The sequence below is a fragment of the Rhizobium sp. Root1203 genome, from assembly GCF_001424945.1.
Lineage (GTDB): Bacteria > Pseudomonadota > Alphaproteobacteria > Rhizobiales > Rhizobiaceae > Rhizobium.
Genome location: NZ_LMCW01000023.1, coordinates 191,040 through 208,804 on the forward strand (window position 1 = coordinate 191,040; position 17,765 = coordinate 208,804).

14 protein-coding genes, 1 pseudogene and 2 riboswitches are annotated in these 17,765 nt (G+C 59.8%); of the genes and pseudogenes, 6 read left to right on the forward strand and 9 right to left on the reverse strand.

The features are described 5' to 3' along the window. Positions 1–98: 98 nt before the first annotated feature. Positions 99–1,121, reverse strand: coding sequence for an aldose epimerase family protein (locus ASC97_RS21370; protein WP_057470345.1), 1,023 nt, complete (start codon positions 1,119–1,121; stop codon positions 99–101). A gap of 103 nt (positions 1,122–1,224) precedes the next feature. Further along, on the reverse strand, positions 1,225–2,148 hold the full coding sequence (gene metA, locus ASC97_RS21375) for a homoserine O-acetyltransferase MetA (protein WP_057470346.1): 924 nt from the start codon (positions 2,146–2,148) through the stop codon (positions 1,225–1,227). Between the two features lie 34 nt (positions 2,149–2,182). Further along, a riboswitch (SAM riboswitch) is annotated at positions 2,183–2,260 on the reverse strand. Positions 2,261–2,410: 150 nt separating this feature from the next. On the opposite strand from metA, the gene ASC97_RS21380 reads away from it, so the two are divergent. Then, positions 2,411–4,237: an ABC transporter ATP-binding protein/permease gene (locus tag ASC97_RS21380; protein ID WP_057470347.1), complete on the forward strand. Its 1,827-nt coding sequence runs from the start codon at positions 2,411–2,413 to the stop codon at positions 4,235–4,237. Positions 4,238–4,241: 4 nt separating this feature from the next. Here the strand turns inward: ASC97_RS21380 and ASC97_RS21385 are convergent, their stop codons facing one another. The 4 genes from ASC97_RS21385 to ASC97_RS21400 all read right to left on the reverse strand — a co-directional run bounded on the left by ASC97_RS21385 (position 4,242) and on the right by ASC97_RS21400 (position 8,069). Then, positions 4,242–4,865 (reverse strand): DUF5666 domain-containing protein, encoded by a 624-nt coding sequence (locus ASC97_RS21385; protein WP_113001179.1) that lies wholly within the window; start codon positions 4,863–4,865, stop codon positions 4,242–4,244. Between the two features lie 144 nt (positions 4,866–5,009). Beyond that, the gene (locus ASC97_RS21390; protein WP_057470348.1) at positions 5,010–6,833 is read right to left on the reverse strand and encodes an ABC-F family ATP-binding cassette domain-containing protein; all 1,824 of its coding nucleotides are present in this window, start codon (positions 6,831–6,833) and stop codon (positions 5,010–5,012) included. Between the two features lie 3 nt (positions 6,834–6,836). Further along, on the reverse strand, positions 6,837–7,493 hold the full coding sequence (locus tag ASC97_RS21395; RefSeq protein ID WP_244481539.1) for a thiamine diphosphokinase: 657 nt from the start codon (positions 7,491–7,493) through the stop codon (positions 6,837–6,839). Between the two features lie 42 nt (positions 7,494–7,535). Next, complete coding sequence (locus tag ASC97_RS21400) at positions 7,536–8,069, reverse strand: MarR family winged helix-turn-helix transcriptional regulator (RefSeq protein ID WP_057470489.1); 534 nt, start codon at positions 8,067–8,069, stop codon at positions 7,536–7,538. Positions 8,070–8,191: 122 nt separating this feature from the next. On the opposite strand from ASC97_RS21400, the pseudogene ASC97_RS21405 reads away from it, so the two are divergent. The 5 genes and pseudogenes from ASC97_RS21405 to ASC97_RS21425 all read left to right on the forward strand — a co-directional run bounded on the left by ASC97_RS21405 (position 8,192) and on the right by ASC97_RS21425 (position 15,098). Continuing rightward, positions 8,192–9,728: pseudogene (locus tag ASC97_RS21405) on the forward strand (MDR family MFS transporter). A gap of 60 nt (positions 9,729–9,788) precedes the next feature. After that, positions 9,789–9,905, forward strand: a riboswitch (TPP riboswitch). Positions 9,906–10,012: 107 nt separating this feature from the next. Then, entirely contained in the window at positions 10,013–10,972 is a 960-nt protein-coding gene (thiB, locus tag ASC97_RS21410) for a thiamine ABC transporter substrate binding subunit (protein WP_200959522.1), read from the forward strand. Beyond that, positions 10,972–12,603, forward strand: coding sequence for a thiamine/thiamine pyrophosphate ABC transporter permease ThiP (thiP, locus tag ASC97_RS21415; protein WP_057470490.1), 1,632 nt, complete (start codon positions 10,972–10,974; stop codon positions 12,601–12,603). Before thiB ends, thiP begins: the two co-directional genes overlap by 1 nt. After that, entirely contained in the window at positions 12,596–13,303 is a 708-nt protein-coding gene (locus tag ASC97_RS21420; RefSeq protein WP_057470351.1) for a thiamine ABC transporter ATP-binding protein, read from the forward strand. The genes thiP and ASC97_RS21420 overlap by 8 nt, the downstream gene beginning before the upstream one ends. Before the next feature lie 250 nt (positions 13,304–13,553). After that, positions 13,554–15,098, forward strand: a complete 1,545-nt coding sequence (locus tag ASC97_RS21425) for a M48 family metalloprotease (RefSeq protein ID WP_057470352.1) — start codon at positions 13,554–13,556, stop codon at positions 15,096–15,098. A gap of 53 nt (positions 15,099–15,151) precedes the next feature. On the opposite strand, the gene ASC97_RS21430 is transcribed toward ASC97_RS21425, so the two are convergent. The 3 genes from ASC97_RS21430 to fdxA all read right to left on the reverse strand — a co-directional run bounded on the left by ASC97_RS21430 (position 15,152) and on the right by fdxA (position 17,700). After that, positions 15,152–16,015, reverse strand: a complete 864-nt coding sequence (locus ASC97_RS21430) for an RNA polymerase factor sigma-32 (protein ID WP_037059020.1) — start codon at positions 16,013–16,015, stop codon at positions 15,152–15,154. Positions 16,016–16,390: 375 nt separating this feature from the next. Next, positions 16,391–16,963, reverse strand: a complete 573-nt coding sequence (locus ASC97_RS21440) for a CarD family transcriptional regulator (RefSeq protein ID WP_037059021.1) — start codon at positions 16,961–16,963, stop codon at positions 16,391–16,393. A 398-nt stretch (positions 16,964–17,361) separates the two neighbouring features. Next, positions 17,362–17,700 (reverse strand): ferredoxin FdxA, encoded by a 339-nt coding sequence (gene fdxA / locus ASC97_RS21445; protein WP_057470491.1) that lies wholly within the window; start codon positions 17,698–17,700, stop codon positions 17,362–17,364. Positions 17,701–17,765: the final 65 nt, after the last annotated feature.

Consider the following 17,765-nt stretch of genomic DNA (forward strand, 5'->3'; position numbering starts at 1 on the left):
GATTAAGACAAAAACCCCCGCAGCTGCCTGCGAGGGTCCGATGAGCGGTTATGGATGTCGTCGAGCGCGGCGACCGCATACGTCGCCGGAGGCTGCGGTCAGTTCTTCGAGAAAATGTAATCGGTTTCCTGTCGCAGCACTTCTCCTGGGCGAACAACCGCGCTCGGGAAGCCTTCGTGGTTGATCGCGTCTGGCCAGATCTGCGTTTCGAGGCAGAAGCCGGCGAAGGGACCGTACGTGCGGCCGCCGATCCCCGGCACCGGTACGCTGAGTTTGAAGGCAGCGTAGAACTGCACACCCGGCTCCGTCGTTCGCACTTCCATCGAAACGCCGGAGTGCAGGCTGCGGGCAAGCGCCACGGAACGCTTGGCGGTGCGTTCGTTCGAGAGGCAGAAATTGTGATCGTAAAGCGCCTGCTGGTCGCCATCGAAGCGTTTCATCGAGGACATCTCACGGAAGTCGAAGACCGTGCCTTCCACCGGACGCACTTCTCCGGTCGGAATCTGTCTTTCATCGGTCACCAGATAGCCGTCTGCGGCGATCATGATGTCGTGACCGAGAGTGTCTTCGCGGCCGTCGAGATTGAAATAGGCATGCTGGCAGACGTTCGCGAGCGTCGGCTGGTCAGTCGTCGTCTCGTAGGTGACCGATAACTCACCCTCGCCGTGCACCCGGTAGGTAGCCAGGATCGTGCTGTTGCCGGGATATCCGCCGCGGCCGTCAGCGTCGACAATCTTCAAAACGACGCGATCGACGTCGTGCTCGACGATCGTCCAGTTGCGCTTGGCGATATTGTCGGTACCGCCATGAAGATGCGTAATGCCATTCTCGTTCAGGTCCAGCTGATGATCCTTGCCGTCCAGCGTGAACTTGCCGCTGCCGATACGATTGGCACAGCGACCCGGAGTCGCGCCGAAATAGGAGGAGTGAACGGGGTAGCTGTCGAAGCTGTCAAACCCGAGGGTAAGCGGCGCGTCATGCCCTTCGAGACGCAGATCCTGGATCACGGCGCCCCACGTCATCACCTTGGCCGTCAGGCCGCCGCCCTTGATCTCGACGCGATAGACGGCTTCGCCCGTCGTGGTTTGCCCGAAAACTTCCCGCTTCAATGTGTCCGCCATCACGACCGTCCTAATGTATCTTTTATGAGGCCCGGAACCTGCCTCCATTTGCCTCAAACCGCAACCGCCACGAGACAAAAAACAAGCGCCGTCAGCGAGATGCTCAGCCGTCCTCGCCGATGTCGGCAAGGTCGTAGGATGTCGTCTGGTAGATCTCGTTGATCCAGTTGCCGAACAGCAGATGTGCATGGCTTCGCCAGCGGTTCTGCGGAGCGAGCGATGGATCGTTGTGGGGAAAATAGTTCTGCGGCATCTTGATCGGCACACCGGCGTTCACATCGCGGAAATACTCGTCGGCAAGCGAGGTAGAGTCATATTCGACGTGGTTGAATATGTAGAGCCGCTTGCCCCTTTCCTCGTGCACGAGGCAAACGCCCATCTCGCTCGATTCCATGAGGATCTCGAGGTCTGGCGATTTCTCGATGTCCGGGCGACGCACTTCGGTCCAGCGCGATACCGGGACTTCGAAATTGTCAGAAAAACCGTTGAGATAAACCGATGACGGCGAAAGGTTCTTGTGACGGTAGACGCCGAACGCCTTCTCCTTGAGTTCGTGCTTTGGGACGCCATGGAAGTGATAGATGGCGGCCATTGCGCCCCAGCATACGTTCATCGTCGAATGGACGTTGGTTCGCGTCCAGTCGAAAATCTGCTGCATTTCGCCCCAATAAGTAACGTCTTCATAGGGCAGCGTTTCAATCGGCGCGCCTGTGATAATGAAGCCGTCGAACTTCCGATGCTTCACTTCCTCCCATGTTTGGTAGAAGGAAAGAAGATGTTCCTCCGCAGTGTTCTTGGCCTTGTGGTTTCCGACCCGCACGAGCGACAGCTCGACCTGCAGCGGCGAGGCGCCGACAAGGCGTGCCATCTGCAGCTCGGTCTTGATCTTGTTGGGCATGAGATTGAGAAGCCCGATCTGCAGGGGACGGATGTCCTGACGGATCGCTTCCGTCTCGGTCATCACGCGCACACCTTCCTGAACCAGGGTTTCAAAGGCGGGCAGAGTATCGGGAATCTTGATGGGCATTGCGGTCACTCGATGAAAAAACGAAAATATCGCTATCGGTCCGCACGCGGCCCTTTAGCAACTTCTTTAACGTGGCTGCAAGCCGGCCGGCCAAATCACCACGGAGTGCCTTAAATAGCGCCAGTCGGCTCGCGAATCAATCACTGAAAAAGACAGTCCTCCGGGCTAACGGTAACTCACGCATTAATGCGTGCTAGAATCTGTTGCTGGACAGGCTGACTCACCATGTTATTCAGGTGGGATAGACCACTAGGGAAGCATAATGGCAGATGACGTCAAAGGCAGGCCGAGCATTCAAGGACAGGACAGGGTAGGCTACGACCTCAGCCTGATCTACCGGCTTAAGGTCATGTTCTCGGCGTTTTGGAATTCCAGGGTGCGGGGACGGGTCCTTGTCCTGTCGACTGCGCTGATCGCCATCATCCTGGCCACCGCATATGCCACGGTCATTCTCAATCAGTGGAATGCGCCTTTCTACGACAGCATTTCGCGACGTGACCTGCCGGGTTTCTTTCACCAGCTCAAAATCTTTGCAGCGATTGCCGGCATGCTGTTGCTGCTGAACGTCATACAGGCCTGGCTCAACCAGATGACGGCGCTTTATATGCGTGAGGGTCTGACGCGCGACTTGGTCGATCAGTGGCTGCAGCGCAAGCGCGCACTTCGCCTGGCGTCAAGCGGCCTGATCGGCGTCAACCCGGACCAGCGCCTGCATGAGGACGCGCGCAATCTTGCGGAAAGCACGACAGGCCTGGTCATCGGCCTTGTGCAATCGACCATCCTGTTGGTCAGCTTCATCGGCGTGCTGTGGGAGCTCTCCAGCGGCTTCGTCTTTCACTTCGGCACGCATAGTTTTTCCATTCCTGGCTATATGGTCTGGGCGGCGATCTTTTATGCCGCGTCCGCCTCCGTGCTCAGCCAGCTCGTCGGTCGCAAACTCGTGAAGTTGAATGCCGATCGCTTCTCCAAAGAGGCGGAGCTGCGCTTTGCGCTCATGCACGCCAATGAAAATATACCCGCCATCACCGCCGCGCGCGGCGAGGAAAACGAGCGGGGTCGGATCAACTCGGATATCAGCGCAGTTCTCACCGTTATCAAACGGGTGGCGATGGCGAACGTCAATCTCACCTGGGTTTCGGCCGGCTATGGCTGGCTCGTCGTCGTCATCCCGATCATCGTCGCCGCGCCCGCATATTTTTCCGGCGGTCTGACCTTCGGCCAGCTGATGATGTCCGTTGGTGCGTTCAATCAGGTGAATACGGCTTTGCGCTGGTATGTCTCGAACTTCGGCCCGATCGCCGAATGGCGGGCTACGCTGATGCGAGTGACCGATTTTCGTCAGGCGCTGACAACCATGGGCGATGACGTCGATCTCAAGGAGATGATTGCCTATGAGAGGAGCGCTCCCGGCACGCTCACGCTCGATAACGTCAGGATCGCGGCCAAGATTGATGAACAGATCGACCAGTGCGGTGGCTTCCGGGTGCGTGAGACCAGCGTGACGATCAAGGCCGGTGAGAAGGTCATGATCAATGGCGACCACAACGTCAATCGCAAGCTCCTCTTTCTCGCGCTCTCCGAACTTTGGCCGTGCGGTGGCGGCAAGATCGGCCTGCCGCCCGCCGACGACATGCTTTTCGTTCCGCAGTCCGCCTATATCCCCGGCGGGACGCTTCGCGAAGCCCTGGCATTCCCCGAGCCTGCAGAGACCTACAGCAACGAGGATGTCGAGGCAGCCCTTGAGAAGGCCGGGCTGCACAACCTGATTGCCCGGCTCGACACACGGGCGCGTTGGGACAAGCTGCTGGATTCTGATGAGCAGCGCGCTATCGGCTTTGCCCGGCTGCTTCTTGTTCGGCCGCGCTGGATGGTCTTCGACGAGGTGTTGGAAGGCATGGAACCGGAATGGCAAGCCACGATGATGAAAGTGCTTACCTCGATGCCCGAGAGCACGATGATCTATATCGGCCGCTCCGAAGCTTACGTGGACGCGTTTCAGCCGCGGGTGCTGCATCTCGAGGCGCTGGCTGCAAAGCCGGAAGCAAAGGTCGTGGCAAAGGTACCGAACGTACGGGCGCCGGCGCTCTGACCGTTCACATCGGCGGGACAACGCCGTTCGTGCCGACGGTCACCTGCGCAGCCGAGATCGTGCCGTCGGTCGCTTTTTCGCCCATCACTATCACCCTCGCACCCGGCGTCAGATCGGCCTTGCCGGCGGGCGTGAAGGTGACGATCGGGGTATCGTCGGCGATCGATATGGTTTTTTCCGTTCCTTGGTAGGTCAGCGTAATGGAGTGCCCGTCGACCGCCTTGACGGCCTTCGCAACGGTCGCATTGGTCATGGTGCTGTTCGGCTTCAAATCCCAGGGACGGCTGCCTTCGCCGGTTCCTTTCATCGCCGCAGGAAAGATCAGAACTTCGAGGGCTCCGTCGCCGCCGTCGGCCTTCGGCACAGACGCAACCCCGACGAAATCTCCCGGCTTGATATCTTCAACCGATGCCTTCTTGATGCCCCCTACTTTCCAGTCAGGTTTCAACGACACCATCTGCTCGGTGCCTTCCCTGGTCTTGACGACAAGCGTATTGCCGCTGAGGCTTTCGATCGCGCCGCGCACCCGCACCCGTTGGGCGTCCGCGGCGAATCCGGTTTGCGATGCTATCATGAAGAAGCCCACGGCCAGAATGGCGGCCGTTGACGTGTTGAAATCACGGGACATGGTCTTTCTCCTTGCAGTCGCTCAGCCGGCGGCTTTGACTGTTCGGTGCAGCTTAGTCCCGACGTTGGAATGCTGACGAATCAATGAAAAGTGAGGAGCAGTTCACACTGCATTGGGTCGAGCGTGTCTCTGAGAAAGGCTGATTCAGCCCTCCAATTCTTCCCGCAGCATTTCGAGTTCCAGCCATTCCTCTTCCATTTTCGTCAGGCTGCTCCGGAATTTCTCCATCTCCGCGGCCAGACGGCTGAACATGGCGGGATCCTTGCTGAAAAGGGCAGGGTCGGCCATCTTTTCTTCGCGCCTGGCGATTTCGGCTTCCGCCTTCGCCATCTCTTTCGGCAGGTTCTCCAGCGCGAACTTCTGCTTGAACGACAGCTTGCCTTTTGCCTTTGGCGCCTCGGCGACGGGTCCTGCGTCCTGCGTCTTGGACCTTTCCGCCTTCTCCGCTCTTTTGCGCTCGTCGGCAGCGCCCTTGCGCTGTAGCAGCATATCGGAATAGCCGCCCGCATATTCGATCCAGCGCCCATCGGGCGCATCCGGAGCGGCGGGGGCGATTGTCGACGTCACCGTCCGGTCGAGGAAATCGCGGTCGTGGCTGACGAGAATGACGGTGCCGGGAAAGCCGGCGACAATCTCCTGCAGCAGGTCCAGCGTTTCGATGTCGAGGTCGTTTGTCGGCTCGTCGAGGATCAGCAGGTTTGCCGGTCGGGACATGATGCGCGCCAGCATGAGGCGTGCGCGCTCGCCGCCGGACAGATTTTTGATCGGCGTGCGCGCCTGTTCGGGCTGAAACAGGAATTCCTTCATATAGCCGGTAACATGGCGTTGCTCGCCATTGACGAGCAGGTTGTCGCCGCGGCCGTCGGTCAGATAGTGTGCCAGCGTCTCGTCGGGGTTGAGGTCCTCGCGCTTCTGGTCAAGGGTCGCGATCTCCAGGTTGGTGCCGAGCTTGATCGTTCCGCTGTCGGGCGAAAGCTGCCCCGTCAGCATTTTCAGAAGCGTCGTCTTTCCCGCGCCATTCGGCCCGACGAGGCCGATGCAGTCGCCGCGATGCACGCGGATCGAAAACGGCGTGACGATCGGCCGGTCGCCGAATGCCTTCGTGATCTTGTCGGCTTCGATGACGAGCTTGCCGGATTCCTGTGCATCTGAAACCGTTGCCTGCACCGTGCCCTGCGGACCTTTGTGTCCACGATAGTTCGAGCGCATGGTCTGCAGCTCGCCAAGGCGGCGCATATTGCGCTTGCGTCGTGCCGTGACGCCGTAGCGCAGCCAGTGCTCCTCGCGTTCGATCGCCTTGCCGAGCTTGTGCTGTTCCAACTCCTCGGCCTCCAGCACCTGGTCGCGCCAGGCTTCGAAATGGGCGAAGCCCCTGTCGAGACGGCGTGAGGTGCCGCGATCGAGCCAGACCGTCGCGGTCGAGACCTTTTCGAGGAAGCGACGGTCATGCGAGATCAAAACGAGCGCGCTGCGGGTTTTCTGCAGTTCGCCTTCCAGCCATTCGATGGTCGGCAGGTCAAGATGATTGGTCGGCTCGTCGAGCAGGAGAATATCGGGCTCGGGGGCGAGAACGCGCGCAAGTGCAGCGCGGCGGGCCTCGCCGCCGGAGAGGTTTTGCGGATCTTCCTCGCCGGTCAGACCGAGATGGGAGAGCAGATAGGTGACGCGATAGGGATCGTCGCCCGGCCCAAGCCCCGCCTCAGCGTAGGCCTGCACGGTCTTGTAGGTTGCGAAGTCGGGAGCTTGCTCGAGATAGCGGACCGTCGAGGAAGGGTGGCGAAAGACCTCGCCGGACTGGGCTTCGACCATGCCGGCTGCGATCTTCAGAAGCGTCGACTTTCCCGAGCCATTGCGGCCGACGAGGCAGATCTTGTCTCCGGGCTCCACTTGCAGCGCAGCACCCGCCAGAAGCGGCGCACCGCCAAAGCTCAGGAAAATATCGTCGAGTTTAAGAATGGGAGGCGCCAAAAATCAGACTCCGGAAAGGTCGTAGGGGCGGGCGAGCACGATGGCGCGGCCGGTTTGAAGCGAGAAGCGCACAGTGCCTTCCGCGACATTGGAAATGGTGCGCGACGAACCGAAGGGCAAATGGAAATCCGTCAGCGGGTAGCGTGCATTTTCGATGAACAGCCCGCGCAGCTCGCTGAAGCCGGGGACCGAGAAGAGACTTCCTTGCGGAAGATCCAGGCTGATCGTTCCTGCAATGAGCGGCACAGCCTCTTCGCTGCCGGACGTCAGCAGTACGTCCAGACCCTGTTCGGCGAGGCTGACCGCATAGAGCAGATGCTGGAGAGCATGATCGGAACGTTCGCCGGCAAGTGCGCCGGCAAGGATAAGCCGGCTTGCGCCGCGCTTGATGGCTTCCGACACGGCGATCTCGCCATCGGTCGAGGCCTTGGCGGCCGGGTAGGGCTGCTTCGGCACATGCGCAAACGCGCTCTCGAGATCCGCAGGCGTGGAATCGAAGTCGCCGACCCAAAGCTCGGGCACCACGTCCAGGGCAGCGGCATGCCGCATGCCTCCGTCGGCTGCAATGAAGCGCGTTCCCGAGACTGCGTGGCGCAGCCGATCGGTCAGGCGCAACTCGCCGCCGAGCAGAATGGTGAAGGTCGATTGGCTCATGGGCATTGCCCATAGCGCAAAGCGGGGGTGAAGGGAAAGGGGCGCAGCTCAGCCTTCGTCGGTCACATCCTTTATGCGTGTCTGAAAAACGGCCTCGAAGCCGGATATGTACCGGTCGAAAAGCCTCGCAAAGGTATCAATATCCTCTTTCGGCCAATCCTCGACGATTTCGGAGACAATCTCGAGTTTCTGCGCCTTTAATTCCGACAGCAGTTTCTGGCCGAGCGGCGTCATGACGACGACGATCCGGCGGGCATCGCTCTGGGATGCTTTTCGCCGCAGAACGTTGCGGCCGACCATGTCGGAGACGACGCGGCTTGCGCGCGATGGATCGATGCGGATCATTTCGGCAATGGTGCCGACCGTGACTTCGCCGGCATCCTGGGCGCGCCGAACCGCATCAAGGACGTCGAGATGCGAAAGTTCGAGGCCGGGCGCGATGCTCTGTATGGCAAGCCGACCGATCAGCCTGCGGCCGGTCATCAGCCGCATCCGGGTCATACTTTGGCCGATATAGGCTACGCCCTCTTCCCTGGTCTCGGCGGGCTCGGTATCGGCGGATCTGGACGCGGTCTCGTTCATCGAAAAAATATAGCAGAAAGCATCGGCAATGAGAATATGCAAATGTCATGAATGTGACATTGACAAATATATGCCAATGGCACATAAAATCGGCCGATCGATATAGTTCAGAAATGAAGCCCATGGATATGCAAACTGCACCGGCGCCCCTCGTGACGGATCACCGCCGCCGGCTCATTCTCTTCCTTTTTCTGATGACCGCCATGTTCATGGCCACTCTCGACAACCAGATCGTCGCGACCGCTCTGCCGACAATCGTCGGCGAGTTCGGTCATCTCGAGCGGTTCAGCTGGATCGGTTCGGCCTATCTTCTCGCGGTGAGCGCTGTCATGCCACTCTATGGCAAGCTCGGGGATCTCTTCGGCCGCAAGTATGTAATGATGGCCGCGATCACGATCTTCACCGTCGGTTCGGCGGTGTGCGGTCTGGCGGTCTCGATGAACACACTGATTGCCGCCCGCGTGCTGCAGGGCCTTGGCGGCGGTGGCATCATGGTGTCGATCTTCGCCGTCAATGCGGACCTGTTCGAGCCGCGCGAACGCGCGCGCTACCAGAGTTATTCGAGCCTCGTGCTGATGGCTTCCGGCGCCATCGGGCCGGTTCTCGGCGGTACAATGAGCGACCTCTTCGGCTGGCGCTCGATCTTCCTGGTCAACGTGCCGATCGGCCTTGTCGTGCTGGCAGGGCTTGCGTTCATGCTGCCCTACCGCAAGCCGAACCGCCGCCCGAAGATCGACTATGCGGGCGCGCTCCTGCTTGCCCTGACGACGACCTGCGTGGTGCTTGCGGCCGATGGCAGCCAGCTCTTCGGCTCGTTGATCTCCCCGCAAAACCTGGGGATCGTCGCCTTCGGCTTGATCTGTGCCATCGCATGGGTCCTCATCGAGCGCCGCGCGGCCGAACCGATCATTCCCCTGTCGCTGTTTCGCAACTCCACCTTCGGCCTGTTGCTCGGCATGTCGATCATGAGCGGCGCAATCGGTATCGGCATGGTGAACTATTTCGCGCTTTTCCTGCAGACGACCACCGGCCTTTCGCCGTCGGCGGCCGGCGGCCTCTTCGTGCTTCTCACCGGCGGAATCGTGTGCGGTTCGCTGTCGGCGGGGCGCATCATCTCGGCCACGGGACGATACAAGCCCTTGGCAATCGCAAGCCTGTCCTGCAGCGCGGCAGCGTTTGCGCTGCTCTCTCAGGTTCACGCGGGAACGCCGATCTTTCTGATCGGGGCCGTAATGGCATTTCACGGTGTCGGTGTCGGCCTGGCGCAACAGGTTCCAATCATCGGCGTGCAGAATGCCGCACCCGCCCGCGATGTCGGCGCGGCGACCGGATCGGTGACGCTGTCGCGCATGGGCGGGGCATCGATTGCGATTTCCATGTACGGCGCGATCGTCGGTTCGCAGCTCGGGCAGGACGGGTCTCTCCATTCCCGGTGTGACCGACATCGAACAGCTGACGCCGAAGATGATGGCGGCTTTACCGGAAGCGACACGCCAGGCCGTGGCGGATGCCTATTCCAGTGCGTTCACGCCACTGTTCATGACCTCCTGCGCCATCGCCCTCCTCGGTCTCGTGGCGGCCCTGATGTTGAAGTCGGTGCAGCTGCCGCGAACAGTCGAAATCAAGCAGCCTGCAACGGCTGCAGAAGCAGCTGAATAAACGGCAGGAGGCGGGCGGCTTCGCCTCTTGCCAGACGCCGATCGCGACGATACACCTTTCCCCGCTCTAACGGGGTGCCTTGTGTTCATCGGACATGGGGCTGAGAGGCTTTCCAAAAGCCAACCCGCGGAACCTGATCCGGCTAACACCGGCGGAGGGATTAGACGCGTGACATCAGGCCCGCCCTTTTCCCCTTCAAGAAAACCTAGAGGAGAGGTGCCATGCCAATTTCGAAAAACAGCGCGTTGGTCGCGTCCGCCATTGCTGCGTTTGCTGGCCTGTCGATGACGCCGGCTGTCGCTGCGGACAAGACACTGACTGTCTATACCTACGAAAGCTTCACGTCGGAATGGGGGCCAGGCCCCAAGGTGAAGACGGCGTTCGAGAAGACATGCAACTGCACCGTCAATTTCGTCAGCGTCGCTGACGGCGTGGCCCTGCTTTCGCGCCTCAAGCTGGAAGGTGCAGGCACCAAGGCCGACGTCGTGCTCGGCCTCGATACCAATCTCATCACCGAAGCCAAGGCGACTGGCCTGTTCGATGCCAACGGGATCGACATCGATGCCTTGAAGGTTCCGGGCGACTACAAGGACGACGTCTTCGTGCCCTACGACTACGGCCATTTCGCCGTTATCTACGACACGCAGACGATCAAGAACCCGCCCAAGAGCATGAAGGACCTGGTCGAGGGCGACCCGTCGCAGAAGATCGTCATCGAAGACCCGCGCACCTCCACGCCCGGTCTTGGCCTACTGCTTTGGGTGAAATCCGTGTACGGCGACAAGGCTCCGGAAGCGTGGGCCAAGCTCAAGGGCCGGGTCCTGACGGTGACGCCCGGCTGGTCGGAAGCCTACGGCCTGTTCACCAAGGGGGAGGCACCGATGGTGCTCTCCTACACGACCTCGCCGGCCTATCATATGGTTGCGGAGAATACGGATCGCTATCAGGCGGCTGCCTTCTCCGAGGGACACTATATCCAGATCGAAGTGGCCGGGCTGCTGAAGAACGCGCCGGACAAGGAGCTTGCGCGTGACTTCCTGAAGTTCATGGTAACGCCCGATTTCCAGGACACTATCCCGACCAACAACTGGATGATGCCGGTCGCCGCAACATCGAAGCCGCTTCCCGACGCCTTCGGAAAGCTCGTCAATCCTTCGAAGACCTTTCTCATGAACTCGGATGAGGTTGCCAAGAACCGCAAGGCGTGGATCGACGAATGGCTGGCCGCCATGAGCATGAACTGATGCTGCTGACGGCGGCTGAAAAGCGATACGCGATAACCGGCGGGGCGATCAGCCTCGCCGGCATTGTCTTATTCGTCAGCATGGCGACATTTGCGCTGCTGGTCTCGAGCGGTGAGGTGTCGATCTCGGAGGCCGTTTTCGACGCCTACATCCTGAGAATCGTACGCTTTACCTTGTTGCAGGCGCTTCTATCGACCGTTCTGTCTGTCGTTTTTGCCATTCCGATCGCGCAGGCGCTGGCGCGCCAACCGCACTTTCCCGGTCGGATCTGGCTTATCCGCCTCATGGCCGTGCCGATGGGGTTGCCGGTGCTGGTCGGCGCGTTGGGCCTGATCGGCATCTGGGGCAGGCAGGGAATCGTGAATTCGCTGCTGACCACCACCGGCATGACCGAACCGATCAGCATCTATGGACTTACCGGTATCCTGCTTGCGCATGTCTTCTTCAATTTGCCCTTGGCCTGCCGGCTGATGCTCGCGGCCCTGGAGCGTGTCCCGGGTGAATACTGGCTGATGGCGAGCGGTCTTGGCATGCGGCACGGCTCTGTCTTCCGCTTCATCGAATGGCCCGTGCTGCGTTCGATCATTCCGGGTGTCGCCGGCCTGATCTTCATACTCTGTGCTACGAGCTTCACGCTGGTGCTTACCCTGGGCGGCGGGCCTGCAGCGACGACCATCGAGGTCGCGATCTACCAGTCGCTGCGTTTCGACTTCGACCCTGGCCGGGCGGTCGCGCTGTCGTTGCTCCAGATCGCACTCACCGCCGCCGTGCTCGGCGTACTCGCTCTTTTTCCAGTTGCGGGCGATGAGGGACCGACATCGGGCAAAGCCATCCGAAGGCCGGATGGAGCGCTGCCCGGCGCGCGCCTCGTCGATTGCGGTATGCTGGTCCTCACCGCGCTCTTTCTAGGATTGCCTTTGATGTCCGTTGTGGCAGCAGGTCTTCGGGCCGACCTCGTGAAGCTGGTCGCGGAACCCATCTTCTGGCAGGCGACTGCCACCAGTGCGGCGATTTCACTGTCTGCTGCCGTTCTGTCTCTGGTTATTTCGGCTGCCCTCGTGCAGGCGCGCCATGCACTCTCCCAGGAGGGGAAAAGGGGCCACTGCGCCCGCGCGTTCTTCGCGGCAATGGGGGGCGCGTCCTCACTGGTGTTGCTCGTTCCTCCGATCGTTCTTGCGACGGGTTGGTTCATGGCGTTGAGGAGCATCGGCGACGCCAGCAGCCATGCCCCGGTGCTTATCGCGATCATCAACGCGCTGATGTCCTTGCCATTTGTGATGCGCGTGCTCGAACCGGCCTATGCAATTCATCAACGGCGAACGCAACGGTTGCGTGCCAGCCTTGGTATCGTCGGCCTTGCCCGCCTTCGTCTGATCGATTGGCCGGCTTTGCGGAAGCCGGTGCTGACGGCGCTCTCATTCGCCATGGCGTTGTCGCTGGGCGATCTCGGGGCTGTCGCACTGTTCGGTTCCGACAGTTTCGTTACACTACCCTGGTTGGTCTATAGCCGCATGGGCAGCTACCGAACGAACGATGCGGACGGGTTGGCGCTTATCCTCGGTGTCATCTGCCTCCTACTGACCATCGCGGGCACCATGCGGCAATCGACGAAGGCCGCGTCACATGACTAACGGCATCGAAATGCGAGCTGTGGGTCTACGTCTGGGCGGGCGGGCGTTCTTCTTCGACTGCGAGCTGCCGGCGGCAGCCGTTATTGCGGTGACGGGCGCATCCGGTGCCGGAAAGTCGACATTTCTCAATCTTCTGGCCGGTTTCGACGTGCCGGCACAAGGACGAATCCTGATCGCGGGGCAGGATGTCGGCGCCGTGCATCCAGCCGCACGCCCGGTTTCGCTTGTCTTTCAGGACAACAACCTGTTCGCGCATCTCGATGTTTTCACCAATGTCGGGCTCGGCATCGATCCGGCCATGAAGCTCTTGCCGACCGATCGGTCCTCGATCTTTTCGGCATTGGATAAAGTCGGCCTCGGCGGTTTCGATAAGCGGATGCCAGCGACGCTTTCCGGCGGGGAGCGCCAGCGTGTCGCCTTTGCCCGCGCGCTTGTTCGCCGTCGGCCGGTACTGTTGCTCGATGAGCCTTTTGCCGCGCTGGATCCCAGCCTGCGGAACGACATGGCGGCGTTGCTTCTGGAAATGCACCGAGAGAGCGTAAACACCGTCGTCATGGTTTCGCACGATCCGGAGGAGGTTCGTCGAATTGCGGACCATGCTATTTTCATCGAGCATGGCCGGGTCGCCGTTAGCGCTCCGATTGCAGGCTTTCTGGCTGAGACCGAACATCCGGGTTTGCGTCAATTTCTCCGCAGTTGACGAATATAGGCGGACTAACGGCACTTTCGCCATAATTTGAGTCGACCCAAGGACTCCATAACCACGTTCCGCTTGCTAAAATACAACGGCGCCACATTTAAGCAGAGTCTCGCTATGCAACCGATGCGGAAATCAGTTACAGCAAAGACTTGCGCCCCGTATTGTGCACTGCAAGAACGTGAGCGGACGCCTGTTGAACCCTAAAAAAGACAATCGGATCGGGAAAGTAGCGAGCCGGTTTAAACGCACGATGACTTGGAGAGCCAGACTGGACAGCATGACGACGTGGAAAGTGACCGCGCCTTCCAGTGATGTGTTCTTCGCAGCGTGCCGTTGGGTCCGCAGGACGTCGCTCGTCTCCATTGCGAGTGTTGCGCTTTACGGCTGTCAGTCGGCCCTGGAACAATCCTACCAGCCTAGCGTCGGTCCTTCGTCCAACCCGCAGATCGTCGACGAGGTTCAAAAGAACGATCCGCGTGCCGCAATGGGTGCGCGCGAGCATCCGCGCATCGTCGCGAGCTACGGTGGCGAGTACAAGGACGCAAAGACGGAGCGGCTGGTTGCACGTATTGCGGGTGCGCTGACGGCGGTGTCGGAAAACCCGAGCCAATCCTACCGCATTACCATCCTGAATTCTCCGGCGATCAACGCCTTCGCCCTGCCGGGCGGCTATCTCTATGTCACCAGGGGGTTGCTCGCGCTTGCCAACGACGCGTCGGAAGTGGCGGCGGTGCTGTCCCATGAAATGGGACACGTCACCGCCAATCACGGCATCGAGCGGCAGAAACGTGAAGAGGCGGAAGTTATCGCCAGCCGCGTCGTTGCCGAAGTGCTGTCGAGCGATATTGCCGGCAAGCAGGCGCTGGCGCGGGGCAAGCTGCGTCTGGCGGCCTTCTCCCGGCAGCAGGAACTCCAGGCGGATGTGATCGGCGTTCGGATGCTCGGCGAGGCTGGCTACGATCCATACGCAGCCGGCCGCTTCCTGGATTCCATGGCCGGCTACAGCCGCTTCATGTCGGTCGATCCGGATGCCGACCAGAGCCTCGACTTCCTATCGAGCCACCCGAACTCCGCGCAGCGTATCGAGCTCGCGCGTGATCACGCACGGGCATTCGGGCAGGAGGGCAAAGTCGGCGACACGGGTCGGGACTACTACCTCGACGGCATCGATGGCCTTCTCTATGGCGACAGCCCGGAGGAAGGCTATGTTCGTGGCCAGACCTTCCTGCATGGCGGTCTCGGCATTCGTTTTGACGTGCCGCCCGACTTCAAGATCGACAACAAGGTCGAAGCCGTGATGGCGACCGGGCCGGACGACGTCGCGATCCGTTTCGACGGTGTTGCCGACAATCAAAATCAGTCGCTGACAAACTACATCTCCAGCGGCTGGGTCACCGGCCTAGATCCTTCGACCATTCGACAAATCACAGTGAACGGCATGGAGGCCGTCACGGCGCGCGCGAGTGCCGACCGTTGGGACTTCGATGTGACCGTCGTGCGCAACAATGCTCAAATCTTCCGTTTCCTGACAGCGGTCCCGAAGGGAAGCCAGACCTTGCAGCAAACGGCCGACGTCCTGCGGGCGAGCTTCCGGCGCATGACGCCGGAAGAGGCTGCATCGCTGAAGCCGCTGCGGGTAAGGGTCGTCACGGTGCGTGCGGGTGAGAACATCACCACGCTTGCAGCCCGGATGATGGGCACTGATCGCAAGCTCGATCTCTTCAAGCTGATCAATGCCCTGCCGACCGGCGCATCCGTTTCACCGGGCGAGCGCGTCAAGATCATCGCTGAATGAAAAGAGGCCCGGCTTGCGCCGAGCCAGTCGCATCACTGGGGGAGTAATCTGTCCTAGGCCGAGGCGGCCATGTAGGGGTCGGCGCTGACCAGCGCACTGCGAAGCTTCTCCATGGCCCGGCTTTCGATCTGCCGGACGCGTTCCTTGGAGATGCCGAGGTCGGCGCCGAGTTCCTCGAGCGTTGCGCCATCCTCAGCCAAGCGGCGTGCGCTGATGATTTTCATCTCGCGTTCGTTCAGGTGCTTGAGCGCCGACGCAAGCCAGACACGGCGACGCTCTCCGTCGATCATGTTTGTTACCTGTTCATCCGGCAGGGGCTCGTCACTGACGAGGAAATCCATCTTCTCGGCGCTGTCGGCATCGCCTGAGACCGAGGGCGCCTGGAGCGACGCGTCATTGCTCGACAGTCTTGCGTCCATCGTCTGCACGTCCGACAAGCTGACGCCAAGGGCGGCGGCGATTTCCTGGTGTATTGACTGCAGCGTCAGTTGCGTATCTCCCTTGGCAAGCTTGGCACGGAGCCGGCGGAGATTGAAGAAAAGCGCCTTCTGCGCCGAACTGGTACCGCCGCGGACGATTGACCAGTTCCGTAGTATGTAGTCCTGTATGGACGCGCGGATCCACCAGCTTGCATAGGTCGAGAATCGCACGTCCCTCTCAGGCTCGAAGCGGGCGGCTGCTTCCAGCAGTCCGACATAGCCTTCCTGCACCAGATCGCTCATCGGCAGGCCGAAATTGCGGAACTTTGCTGCCATCGAGATAACAAGGCGCATGTGCGCCATGGCAATTTGGTTGCGGGCGCCGCGGTCTTCGTTGTGTTTCCAACGCACCGCCAGGTCGTGCTCTTCTTCGCGAGCAAGATAGGGAGCCGCCATGGCAATTTTGATCATGCGCCGGTCTGCAGACATGTTTTTCATATCGGTCTCCTGAATTCAGGCTTTAAGCCCCGAAAAGGGCAAACAATGTTTGCTTCCGGGCATCGCTGTCCGGATCAAATGCATGGCTTGGTGATATGAAGGCCTCGAACTCTGGACGTTTCCGGACGAGGCCCTAGTTAAAGCTAAGAGTTCGTCATACAGGCAGGCCGGATCGGTTTCGTCACTTTGCCAACCAGGCAAGACGTACAGGGCATGATCCGCTCCTCATCGAATATTGACTTGAAAGCAAACGTCTGCGGGATCGCTTTCCCAAAGAAGTCCGCACTGACAAGGCATAAACGTACGAGCCCGGAAAAAGTTCCAATAAAAAACCCGGCTCGAAGCCGGGTTTTTTCGTTGAGAAGGATGCTGCAATCAGGCAGCTTCATCCTGTGTTTCGTCTTCTTCGATGGCTTTGCCGCGCTTCGGGCCCTTGTTCAGGTTCGTCTCGACGAGGCGCACGGCTTCGGTTTCCGACATCTTGTTCACAGCGGCGATTTCGCGTGCCATGCGATCGAGCGCAGCTTCATAAAGCTGGCGTTCGGAATAGGACTGTTCCGGCTGGTTCTCGGCCCGATAAAGATCGCGAACCACTTCCGCGATTGAAATCAGATCACCGGAGTTAATTTTGGCATCGTATTCCTGCGCACGGCGGGACCACATGGTGCGCTTGACGCGCGCCTTGCCTTGCACGACCTTCAATGCACGCTCTACGAAATCGGTTTCAGAAAGCTTGCGCATGCCAATGCTCATGGCCTTCGCAACCGGCACCTTCAGCCGCATCTTGTCCTTTTCGAAATCGATAACGAAAAGTTCGAGCTTCATGCCGGCGACTTCTTGCTCTTCAATGGCGCTGATGGTACCGACGCCATGAGCGGGGTACACGATCGATTCACCGGTTTTGAAACCATGGCGTGCTGCGGAAGGCTTTTTCTGCTGGGTCGTCATTCTTGTCAAAAACTCCCTGTTACGCTTCCGGCAGAAGCCGGAGCCGGGTCAGTCAGGCCCGGATGAGACGGTCGGATCCGTCGGGTGACTTTACTTCTGGTCCCACCGGGCAGAAGCAAACAGACTCAGGCACGCGATCTTGGGACCTGACAGCTCAAGGCGTTGATATGTCACGGAAACCGCGTGTGGATTTGTTTGCTTTCGTGGTGGTTTTGGGGCATGCAACATGCCGCCAATGGATCAGTGTTAGAAAATCTACCACAAAAATATGAGGAAATCAATAATTTACTGCGCATGAGTCATGCGGGCAACACATGTCACCCATTTGACTCAGGCGGTTCTACGTCCGGCAATCGAAACTCAAACCCGGCCCCAGGCCCAAAGGTTCGCGGTTACGATCAATCGCCAGCGCCAGGCTTTTCGGAAAAGTATTTTTCGAACTTTCCGGTCTCGCCGTCCATTTCCTTGGCCTCGGTCATCGCGTCCTTCTTGACGGTGATGTTTGGCCAGACACTCGCATATTCAGCGTTTATCTTCAGCCATTTGTCCAGGCCCGGCTCGGTATCCGGCTTGATTGCCTCGGCCGGACATTCCGGCTCGCAAACGCCGCAATCGATGCATTCATCGGGATGAATGACGAGGAAATTCTCGCCTTCATAGAAGCAGTCCACAGGGCACACTTCCACGCAGTCGGTATATTTGCAGCGAATGCAGTTGTCGGTCACGACATAGGTCATGAAGAACTCCAGGTATTTCACGCAGGCGGGGCCGGGCAACCTGGAACGTCGCGCCTTTCCCTAGC